Source organism: Actinomycetota bacterium, assembly GCA_030774015.1.
GTDB lineage: Bacteria > Actinomycetota > UBA4738 > UBA4738 > JACQTL01 > JALYLZ01.
The window spans coordinates 1-9748 of record JALYLZ010000192.1 but is presented as its reverse complement, the minus strand read 5'-3'; the positions used below and the strand labels follow the sequence as shown (position 1 = coordinate 9748).

The following is a 9748-nucleotide window of genomic DNA, read 5'->3' as shown; positions in this document are numbered from 1 at the left end:
TCCTCCAGGCGCTGCACCGTCTGGAGGCCGGTCGGGGACCGAGGGCCAGGAGGGCCCGCCATGGGCGCAAGCGGACCCTGCTCACCAAGGTGGGCTACGTGACGATCACTCGGGGCCGGGCCAGACGGAACGCTCCCCACGCCTCCCGCCGAAGCATCCTCCTCGCGGCGGCGAGGAACGCCCTGTCGGATGCTCGGTAGATCGGCCGCTTCACCTGCCGGCGCAGGATCGCGACCTGGTGTCTGAGCACGGCGATCTCCAGTTCGGCCTCGGCCGCAATGCGGTCGTCCGAACGGACCAGACCGAGGACCCGGCGCAGGAGGAGATAGAGGAGGGAGCGGATCACGGCGCGGCATTGTCGCAGACCGGACCGCCGCTGCCGGTCTCAGGCCCGCGATCGAGTTTCTGGACCCCACGGGGTTCTCCCTTCGTCCACAAGCCCCTGGATCAGGGGGAGCGTGACCCCCGATATACGATGCCAGGGCCGGGGGGCCATGACTCGAACCGGGGATTCCCCCCTTTCCCCCCTTGGCCCATCGAAAGGCCAGTGGCATGGGAGGAGACGAACGGTGGACGCCTACATCTTGGTTCAGACCGAGGTAGGGAAGGCGGCGCAGGTCGCCAGAGAAGTGGGCGGCATCAGGGGCGTGCTCTCGGCCGAAGACGTCACCGGCCCTTACGACGTCATCGTGCGGGCCGAGGCTCGCACCCTGGACGATCTCAGCAGGCAGGTGTTGATCAAGATCCAGCAGGTCGATGGCATAACGCGCACCATGACGTGCTCCGTTGTGCACTTATGAAAGGAACCGAGACATGGGCCGCGTCGTCTCCGGCGGGAAGCGACTGGAGCACGAGCGCGGGCGTTTACGTTTGCTGCCGCTGCACCTCGAAGGTGAACCCCGCCGCTTGAAGCCGCTCGATGAGCGCGGGACCCATGGCGGTGGCTGGAGTGAGGACCCCTCCGGGGGCCGGTAGCCGGTCTCGGTCGACGGCAAGGCACAGCGCGCTCTCCCCCAGCATCACCGAGGTGGCCGCGTAGCCGGGGTCGCCCTTCGCTGCGACCCGACCGAGGTAGTGGGCTCCGGCCGAGGTTCGCGCGTGGATGCCCATACGGAAGAAACCCCTCTGACGTGTCCGCTCACTGGGTCCCTGGCCCGGCGCCGGCAGCACCCGGTCCAGCAGCGTTCGGGTCGGCCCGAACTGCAGCCCCGCCCCGAGTGCCCAGACCCCGGAGGTGAAGAGGCCGGCCCTGATCGGACCGTCCGGTCCCGAGCCGAACCCCATGACCTCTCGGTACCGGAACCGCCGGCCATAGGCCCAACCCTGCAAGGCGTTGCTCCGGCGGACCACCCGGGCGTTGAACGGCGCCATGACGAACGGCCCCACCCACATCCCGAGCTCGCGGTCGCGGCGGACCGACCGCAGGTCGGGCTCCGGGCCGAGGTCGGGCTCGGCGGAGCGCTCCGGGCTCAGCGCGTAGGGGTCTCCCATGATCGCGCGGAGCCTGGGGTTTGTCCGGACGTCCTCGAGTGTCTGCTTCATAGTAGCGATGGTCCCGCCGCTGACCCCACCCCCCATCGCCAGGACGACGAGCGTCGTCTCCTCGAGGTCCCCCGCGCCATCACTGCGAACCGCGTCATGAAGCATGGCCACCCCCAGGTCCGAGGGGATGGAGTCGAAACCACACGCGTGGACGATGCGGGATCCGGTGGTCGCGGCGGCGGCGCCGGCGCTGTCGATGCTGCTGCGAACGAAGAGCACCTCCCCGGTCAGGTCCGCGTAGTCGGTTCCCGCTGCGGCGCACGCCTCGACCAGCGGAAGGCCGTGGCGTCGGTAGGGTCCGACGGTCGTCGCCACCACCCGGGTCCTCTCGGCCATCGCCGCCAGCGACCCGGGATCGTCCGAGTCGGCCACCACGAGCGGCCAGGCCGAGGCCTCCCCGCCGAGCGTCGAGCGAAGGCTCGACAACCTCTGTTCGGATCGCCCGCCCAGCCCGATGCGAACGCCCTGGGGAGTGTGTCGGGCTAAGTAGCCGGCCGTCAACCGTCCCACGAAGCCGGTGGCCCCGAAGAGCACGATGTCGAGCGGTCGCTTTTCCTTCCTCTGAACCGCTCGAGCATCTTCCGCAGTCGGCTTCTCGGATGCTGCTGTACCCTGCCCCTTCCGGGCGCGAGGACGAGGCCGCCTCGGAGTCGTCCCCAAGGCTTTGCCCTGGCCCATTCGTCGTCGACCCGGCCTACCCCGCCCAGCGGAGTAGTCGGGAACTGCACCTGGCGCTGGGGGGACCGACCCCACCGACCGGCGCTGGTCCCCTAGCGGCGGGTGGCCTGAGGCGCCAAGACCCACTTCGGGTCGGGGAGCTTCCGCCATCTGATTCACCGCCGGCCGATCGGCCCTCGCGACGCGGCCTTCGTGGCTGCGACCTTTCTCACCGCCGACTTCTTGGCGGCCGACTTCTTGGCGGCCGACTTCTTGGCCGTCTTATCCGTCGACTTCTTGGCGGTCAACTTCTTGGCCGTGATTGTCTTCGCGGACGCCTTCTTGGCCGCTGAGTTCTTGGCCGTCGACGCCTTGGCAGGTGACTTCTTGGGCGCGGTCCCCTCGGACCGGGTCTTCTTCTGGTCTCGGGCGGGCTCGATCCTTGCCGCACCCGCACCAGGGGCAAACAAGCTCTCGTGTCCGTCGTTCCACCGGACCCGGTATTGGACCCGCAGGTCGCGTTCGATCACCTCGATGATCTCCCCCTCCCGGGCCGGCCCGCCGACGTTCCGCGGATTGACGACGATGAGATCACCCTTCCTGGCCACACGACCTCCTTGCACGGTTCGAGCCCTCCCTCCCTGCCTGGCTCGACGGGGGGTCTGCTACGGGGCGCGCTTCACGCCCGCGGCCTGCGGTCCCTTCTGCCCCTGGGTCACTTCGTACTCGACCTTCTGCCCCTCGTCGAGGTTCTTGTATCCCTCCCCGGCGATGGCGCTGTGGTGCACGAACACGTCAGCGGTGCCGTCATCGGGGGTGATGAAGCCGTAGCCCTTCTCGGAGCTGAACCACTTCACGGTGCCGGTTGCCATGCGCAATCCCCTCCTCTCCTCGCCCACGGGCCTTGGTGCTGCCCGTCGAGCACCCGGCGGGATGCCGAGGAGGGAACTGCTCGAAGCGAACCGCGATCGGTGCCCTCAGCCTGCACCATAGCAGGGGGAGGGATCCGCCATTGACTGCCCACCCCGCCGGGGCTGGCCTGCCGCCGAAACTATGTCGTGCCTCGTAGGGGGCGGATCGGGTCAGACCTTGCCCGCGCGGGCAGTGGGGCAGCCACGCCCTTCGCCGAAGGCGTTTGCCCTGAGGGCGCGGATTCTCGCGTCGACAGCATGGTGCGCGGCCCTCGGCCCTTCGTAGGCTTCGAGCAGGGAGGTAGCGGAATGAGACGTATCTTCATGTGGGTCCTGCTGGCGGTGGCCGTCCTGGCCCTGGTGTTCGGAACTGGTGCCCGGTACCACCACTACCGCCACGGATCTCAGCCAGCCGACATGTACGTGCAGCCCGGAGACATGTACGGCCACCCCGCAGACATGTACTAGGACCGATTCGAGAAGGCCTGTTGAATATCGGCCCCGCAGCGTTGTCGGGGTGGTGTTGTCTTCACGGTTCAAGGCCCGCAGCCCTTCACCCACCGCGGCCTGTGCGAAGGCGTCAGTCTCCAGAGCCTCCTCGTTGCGGGCCAGCTCGCGGACTCCCATCAGCCCGCCCTGGCTTTACTCGCAGCCCAGACCGTTACCATCGGAGTCTAGGTTGTACGGGTCTGATCCCGTCACCTTGTAGGTGACGCCGGGCTTCGTGTAGTAGGGGCCGTCCCCTCCGCCCCCGTAGCAGTCGTAGTCGGCCCCGTTGTGATCGACGAGGCACGGCGAGTAACCGGGAGTGCAGTTCTGTCCACCACCGCCGCCACCGCCTCCGCCGGCCGCCGAGCAAGAGCCGTGGAAGCTGAGGACCGGATGCAGTTCGATGCCGTTCGGGGCCACCCCGGACTGGCCGTGGATCTCGTCCCAGAACCCCACCCCGGTGATGGTGGCGGTGCCCTTCAGCTTGGTGAACGAGGAATGACTGATGGGAGGGCAGGCCGCGAGCAGGTCGTCCCGAGCCTGCTTCATGACCTTCTTCTTCTTCGAGCCGGCCGCTCCCTGACAGGTGGTGTCTGGGAACTCCACGATCATGGTATGGGCCTTATTGGCAGGGGCCGAGACCACCAGGTGCACGTCGCTGTCGTCCTCGAACGTGGCCCTCAGGAGATGGACCTTCAGGGAGTATGTGGTGAACTCCACCTTCTGGATCCGGGGGGTGTCGCTCGACAGGTCCTTCGGGGCGGCCAGCCCCCGCAGATAGTTCACCCCCCGGTCCTTCGGCTTGAAGTTGACCTTGCCCGCGTCTTTGTCCGACAGGGTCTTGATGTTCCACCGCCACTCGCCGCACTGCTTGGCGGCAGGTCGGTCCCCGCTCAGTGTGACGGCGGAAGACGGCGCCGCCGTGACACCGAAGACGACGACGAGAACACACGCCAAAGAGAGGTAGGTGCGGGCCCGATGCATCGCGGTAGCCCCCTTCCCTGAGCGGTCCCGGCCCGGATTCTAGGGCGTCGCCGTGGACGGATACCATTCGGGCATGCCGACCCGACAGCGCGAGCGGGAGATCCTCGAGAGGTCAGTGCACGCCATCGCAGAGCGAGCCAGAGACGCCTACGACTTGATCGAAGAGCTCCACGACGCCGGATTCGGGCCGGTCGACCCCTTCATGCTCGCGGCGAAGCGGCTCCGGATGCTGCTCCTCCAGACGAAGGGCGAGCTGGAGCGGGAACTCCTCACGTGGGTCCTGCACTGCCATCGGTGCAACCGGACGGTGCACTGGGTCGAGGGTGTCGGCCCTGAGCCTGGTCACTGGGCGCATGCCGAACCCGCGCCGGAGGGCCATTCCCCGATGCTGGGGTAGACCCCAGGAGTCTCCGAGGCGCGTTTGATCGGCCGGTAGCGCGCACCACCCGGCCCGTTCCGGCTATCCGATCTGCTACGACAAGTTGAACTTGAACGTGCACCTGGTCTGAGAAAAGCAGTCAAGGTCGAGCGAGCCGCTTGCTCCCGCGTAGGTCCCCGTGCCACCCGTGATCGCCCCGGTACCCAGGCCAGTGTCGTAGTAGGGCGTCTCGACGGTGATGCTGCTGGCTCCGTTGTCGAGGAAGGTGGTCCACTGGCATTCCCAGGAGCCCTTCTTGCTACCTTCCTTGAACTTGGTGATCCGGATGCAGGAGCCCTGGTCCGACCCCACCACGGTGGTATCTGTCGAGTCGTAGATCGGGTTGTGGAACGTGAGCAGATCGCCCCGGCCGAGCCCGGTCTTCCCGACATCCGTGATGTGGTCGGTCACTGCGTGCTCGGTCACCGTGAGCGCTGTCGTGGCGGTCGCCGACGACGACGCGACGATCGAGGCGGTCCCCGCGCCACCGGCCACCAGCAAGCCGGCAACGACGACCGCAAGTTTCCGTCGCATGGCCCCCTCCCTCCCTGTTAGGAACGCCAGATTCTCTACTGGTAGGGGCCGCAGTCGCAAATATCGAGCGGTTCGGCCGCTAGTCAGCCTGTCCGCCTTGGGATGCACCTGCTCACCACGAAGGGTGACCTTGGAGCGGGAGCTCGCTCGGTTCGCTTCTCACTGCCGAGCGTGTGACCGGCGCGTCCATTGGGTTCCCGGTGTCGGTCCGGAGCCCGGCCATTGGGCGCACGCCGAGCCGGCGCCGGTGGGCCATTCGCCCGTCCTCCGGTAAGACGCCGGATCAGGGGCAGGTGAAGCCTGACTCGGAAAGAGCCGTCATGTCCCTGGTCGCGGCCTTGACCGCCTTCGTTGATCCGATGAAGCCGGCGAGCCCGCCCTGTAGGGCCACTTGCATCCGACCGACGTCGGTCGCGAGCCGCCGCACAGTTCCCGCATAGCCCGGATAGTCCTGGCTCCCCAATGCAGCCGCATCTATGAACGCCGGTCCAAAACGGTCGCACCCCTAGGCTGAAAAGGCCGGTCGAAACCTGTCGCACCCCCGACATCCCCGTTCTGCTCGAGTTCGCCCTCAGGCTCCCGGAAGGGAAGCCCGCAGAACGGGAGAGGGAGTGCGCAGCGACATGCAGGAGTGGACCGAGATCCGGCGCAAGGTGCTCGTCGAGGGCGCCTCCAAGCGATCGATCCGCAGGGACTACGGCATCGGGTGGGTGACCCTGGGCAAGATCCTCGCCAACCCCGAGCCGCCGGGGTACCGGCAGAGCGTGGCTCGCCCCAAGACCAAGCTCGGGCCCTACCTGGGGGTGATCTCCGAGATCCTGGCGGCCGATGCCGAGGCGCCCCCCAAGCAGCGCCACACGGCCAAGAGGATCTTCTGCCGCCTCCGCGACGAGTACGGCTACCCCGGGGGCATCACCCAGGTCAAGGAGGCGGTGGCCCGGCACCACCGCCACGCCCGGGAGGTGTTCGTCCCGCTGTCCCACCCGCCCGGTGAGGCCCAGTTCGACTTCGGCTACGCCACCGTGGAGATCGCCGGGGTGCGCCGCAAGGCGGCGTTCGCGGTGATGAGCCTTCCCTACTCCGATGCCTTCCACGTCTCCGCCTACCCCCGGGAGTGCACCGAGACCTTCCAGGCCGCCCACGTCGCCGCGTTCTCGTTCTTCGGGGGCGTGCCGACCAGGACGGCGTACGACAACACCACGATCGCGGTCAGGAAGGTGATCGGACGGGACCGCGAGCTGACCGGGGAGTTCCTGCGCCTGGAGAGCCACTTCCTGTTCGCCCACCGGTTCTGCCGGGTGGCCCGGGGAAACGAGAAGGGCCACGTCGAGGGCCTGGTCGGCTACGGCCGGCGCAACTTCATGGTGCCCGTCCCGTCCCTCGCGTCCTTCGCCGAGCTGAACCCTCTCTGTCAACATGACGTGAGACGTCTTCCCCGAACTCAATAGCCACCCGAGGGCGGGGAAGGAGAACCCGTGATGTCTGCTGTAGTGATGACGAGGTCGACCCGGCCTTCCGGTCCAACCGGAACGCGGTCATGCTCGCGGCTGCCGACGCTGCGGCGATGAGCAAGGCCCGGGCGTCCGCCCGGACGCTGGCCGCCTTGAGCGACATCAAGGGCGATCGCTACCGGCTGAACCGCTTCAACGCCGAACAGCGCGAGCAGCTCGATAAGCGGCTCACCGCGGCGGAGGAGCGCCTTCCCCAGCAAGTGGTGCAGGCCTACCGGCACCTGCTCCTGCTGGGCGAGAGCGACACGGGCGGCGTGAAGCTGGACCACATCGACCTGGGCCCTGCGCGGGTGGACGCGAAGGTCGGCGCGAGGGTCGTCGAATACCTGCGAGGAGCCGACCGCCTGGTTGAGTCGACGCTCGCCCCGGCCGCGTTGCTCGCCAACCGCTTCGGGTTGCTCCCGGAGGGCACGGACGCCGTGGAGCTGGACCAACTCCTCGGCTACTTCGCCAGGCTCCCACGGCTGCCCAAGCTGGCCGGTCCCCAGGTGCTTCGCGCTGCTCTCGTGGAAGGCGTCGCCAAGGGCCTGTTCGGCATGTCCAGCGGGTCGGCGTGGGACGCCGATGACGCCGTCCTCAGGTTCGCCCAGCGGGTCGACCCCAGCGAGGTTCAGTTCCAGCCCGGAACCTTCCTGGTCCGAGCTGCGGCCATCAAGGAGCTGCTGGCCGATCGGAAGGGAACGGGACCGCAGGCTGACGAGGCGCCGGGCCAGCCCGAGGCGGGACCGGACGCCTCGGCGGGACCCGATAGTGCAGAGGGAGCAGCCGCCCGCGGGGGGAAGCTACCGGCTCCGGCCGCCGCGATCTCATCGATCACGCTGACGGTCAAGGGCATCCCGGGCAGCAAAGCCCGTGACGTCGTGAAAGTCGCGGTGCTTCCCCTGAGCGCCCACAGCACCGAGGTCACCATGGACGTGATCATCCAAGCCGAGGGCGGCCTCGCTGGCATCCCCCGGGAAACGATCGAACTGGTGGTGCTGGAAGGCCTCCGTCAGCGGGGCTTGACAGACGTCCAACTGGAGGACCGAAGCAAGTAGCCTTGAGTTCTACCGGTCGACGCAACACCGAGGATGGTGCGGTCTCGACCGGGAGGTGGGCGGATGGCGCAGAGGGGACGGCCGGGGTTGAATCCCGAGCAGAAGCGGGAGCTGTGGTCGCGGTGGAAGGAGGGCGAGTCACTCAGCGAGATCGGACGGGCGCTCGGCAGGCAGCCCGGCTCGATCCACGGTGTGGTGGCGTCCAACGGCGGGTACGTGCCGGCCACGCGATGTCGCTCGCCGCGGGTGCTGTCACTGACCGAGCGTGAGGAGATCTCACGCGGACTGGCCGAAGGCGTCTCCGTTCGCACGATCGCCGGGCGGCTGCGACGGGCGACCGTCGACCATCAGCCGTGAGATCGCCCGCCACGGTGGCCGACACCGGTACCGGGCCGCCCGGGCGGACGATCGAGCCTGGAACCGGGCCCGGCGCCCCAAGCCCTGCAAGCTCGCCGTTCGTCTGCGAGCCCACGTATGACATCGGACCCTGGGGCCGGAATCGAACGAGGATGCGGCTAAGAGTGCCTCAAGCGGCCGACGGTGGACCTTACGGGCCGAACTAGGCGGTTGAGACGCTCCAGCAAGGGGATGTCAGCGACTGGTCACGTGCCAGCCAAGGTGTATGTGTCGATGACCGTCTCACCGTCCTCTGTGTACACCGGAATGACCCGCTCACGGCCTGACATCTGCACGGCTTCTTCAGGTGTCACGGGTTGAGGTCCGCCTTCGAGATCATTGAACCGGATGTAGCCCTCGACGCCATGATCGCCGACGGCCTTGATCAGTATCGGGATGCGCTCCGCGCCGCTGTCGGAGATCACTTCGTCTCCGTCGACGTCGTCCGGCCACCCACCGATGAGAGGACGGGTCGGTTGCGATCGAGACCCCTCTCTGTTGGCGACGGCGACCCCTGCTCCCACACCGACGACAAGCGCGGTGAGGACGGACGCCGCTAACCATCTGCGCAAGTGCATCGCCTATTCTCCTCGGTCATCATGGCCCTTGATGCGGACACCTGCTGTGACGGTGGCGACCCTTCCTCGGTGTAAATAGACCACGGGCGTAGGCTCCTCCCGAGAGCTGACAACTCAGCAGAAGGAGGCCCACACCCGTGACCGCACGAGTATCGCCCACCGAGAGCATCCGCGCCGACATCGACGAGCTGTTCGGCGCCGAGGGAGACCTCGGCGAGACCCTGGAGCAGGTGGCACGCCTTGGGGCCCGGCTGCTCCTGCAGTCGGCCCTGGAGGCCGAGATCACCGAGTTCCTCGGCCGCAACCGCTACGAGCGCCGCGCCCTGGCCCGGGAGGCCCGGGCCGGCTCCCGCAACGGCTTCGCCCCGCTCACCGTGAAGACGACCGCGGGGCCGATCACCCTGGAGCGCCCCAAGCTCCGGGGCACCGATGAGGCCTTCGCCTCCCGCCTCCTGGGGGCCGGGGTCACCAAGACCAACGCCCTGGAGTCGCTCGTGATCGCGGGGTTCGTCCGGGGCCTGTCGGTGAGGGACGTGGAGGCCGCCCTGGCCGAGGCCCTGGGACCTGCTCCGGTACCCCGGTGGCTCGGTGTTCGCGAGGATCTTCTCGAGGGTCTCTGCCCCGACCCCGTAGTCCCTGCGGATCGAACGCTTGGAGGCTCCCTCCACGAGCGCCCTCCGCCGGATCTCTG

General features: G+C 68.0%; 14 protein-coding genes. 7 read left to right on the top strand and 7 right to left on the bottom strand.

The window, feature by feature from the left end:
- Positions 1-94 precede the first annotated feature (94 nt).
- Complete coding sequence (locus tag M3Q23_18340) at positions 95-346, bottom strand: hypothetical protein (GenBank protein MDP9344010.1); 252 nt, start codon at positions 344-346, stop codon at positions 95-97.
- Positions 347-569: 223 nt separating this feature from the next.
- Here M3Q23_18340 and M3Q23_18335 point away from each other — a divergent pair, with 223 nt between their 5' ends.
- On the top strand, positions 570-800 hold the full coding sequence (locus tag M3Q23_18335) for an Lrp/AsnC ligand binding domain-containing protein (protein MDP9344009.1): 231 nt from the start codon (positions 570-572) through the stop codon (positions 798-800).
- 64 nt (positions 801-864) lie between these two features.
- Here the strand turns inward: M3Q23_18335 and M3Q23_18330 are convergent, their stop codons facing one another.
- The 3 genes from M3Q23_18330 to M3Q23_18320 all read right to left on the bottom strand — a co-directional run bounded on the left by M3Q23_18330 (position 865) and on the right by M3Q23_18320 (position 3071).
- Positions 865-2079: a saccharopine dehydrogenase NADP-binding domain-containing protein gene (locus M3Q23_18330; protein ID MDP9344008.1), complete on the bottom strand. Its 1215-nt coding sequence runs from the start codon at positions 2077-2079 to the stop codon at positions 865-867.
- A gap of 296 nt (positions 2080-2375) precedes the next feature.
- Positions 2376-2807 carry a DUF1918 domain-containing protein gene (locus tag M3Q23_18325; protein ID MDP9344007.1) on the bottom strand — a complete coding sequence of 144 codons (432 nt, stop codon included), beginning with the start codon at positions 2805-2807 and terminating at the stop codon, positions 2376-2378.
- Between the two features lie 57 nt (positions 2808-2864).
- Positions 2865-3071 (bottom strand): cold-shock protein, encoded by a 207-nt coding sequence (locus M3Q23_18320; protein MDP9344006.1) that lies wholly within the window; start codon positions 3069-3071, stop codon positions 2865-2867.
- A gap of 348 nt (positions 3072-3419) precedes the next feature.
- On the opposite strand from M3Q23_18320, the gene M3Q23_18315 reads away from it, so the two are divergent.
- A complete protein-coding gene (locus M3Q23_18315; GenBank protein MDP9344005.1) occupies positions 3420-3578 on the top strand; it encodes a hypothetical protein in 159 nt (52 codons plus the stop codon).
- Between the two features lie 174 nt (positions 3579-3752).
- On the opposite strand, the gene M3Q23_18310 is transcribed toward M3Q23_18315, so the two are convergent.
- Complete coding sequence (locus tag M3Q23_18310; GenBank protein ID MDP9344004.1) at positions 3753-4583, bottom strand: hypothetical protein; 831 nt, start codon at positions 4581-4583, stop codon at positions 3753-3755.
- 73 nt (positions 4584-4656) lie between these two features.
- Between M3Q23_18310 and M3Q23_18305 the strand changes: the two genes are divergently transcribed.
- On the top strand, positions 4657-4980 hold the full coding sequence (locus tag M3Q23_18305; protein MDP9344003.1) for a hypothetical protein: 324 nt from the start codon (positions 4657-4659) through the stop codon (positions 4978-4980).
- 75 nt (positions 4981-5055) lie between these two features.
- On the opposite strand, the gene M3Q23_18300 is transcribed toward M3Q23_18305, so the two are convergent.
- Positions 5056-5535 carry an Allene oxide cyclase gene (locus tag M3Q23_18300; GenBank protein MDP9344002.1) on the bottom strand — a complete coding sequence of 160 codons (480 nt, stop codon included), beginning with the start codon at positions 5533-5535 and terminating at the stop codon, positions 5056-5058.
- A 623-nt stretch (positions 5536-6158) separates the two neighbouring features.
- On the opposite strand from M3Q23_18300, the gene istA reads away from it, so the two are divergent.
- The 3 genes from istA (at position 6159) to M3Q23_18285 (ending at position 8440) form a co-directional block, all read left to right on the top strand.
- On the top strand, positions 6159-6983 hold the full coding sequence (gene istA / locus M3Q23_18295) for an IS21 family transposase (protein ID MDP9344001.1): 825 nt from the start codon (positions 6159-6161) through the stop codon (positions 6981-6983).
- A gap of 116 nt (positions 6984-7099) precedes the next feature.
- Positions 7100-8083, top strand: coding sequence for a hypothetical protein (locus tag M3Q23_18290; GenBank protein ID MDP9344000.1), 984 nt, complete (start codon positions 7100-7102; stop codon positions 8081-8083).
- Positions 8084-8146: 63 nt separating this feature from the next.
- Positions 8147-8440: a helix-turn-helix domain-containing protein gene (locus tag M3Q23_18285; GenBank protein ID MDP9343999.1), complete on the top strand. Its 294-nt coding sequence runs from the start codon at positions 8147-8149 to the stop codon at positions 8438-8440.
- 245 nt (positions 8441-8685) lie between these two features.
- Here the strand turns inward: M3Q23_18285 and M3Q23_18280 are convergent, their stop codons facing one another.
- Positions 8686-9057, bottom strand: coding sequence for a hypothetical protein (locus tag M3Q23_18280; GenBank protein ID MDP9343998.1), 372 nt, complete (start codon positions 9055-9057; stop codon positions 8686-8688).
- Positions 9058-9194: 137 nt separating this feature from the next.
- Between M3Q23_18280 and M3Q23_18275 the strand changes: the two genes are divergently transcribed.
- Positions 9195-9748 (top strand): transposase (locus M3Q23_18275; GenBank protein ID MDP9343997.1); only part of this gene is annotated, 554 nt, incomplete at its 3' end.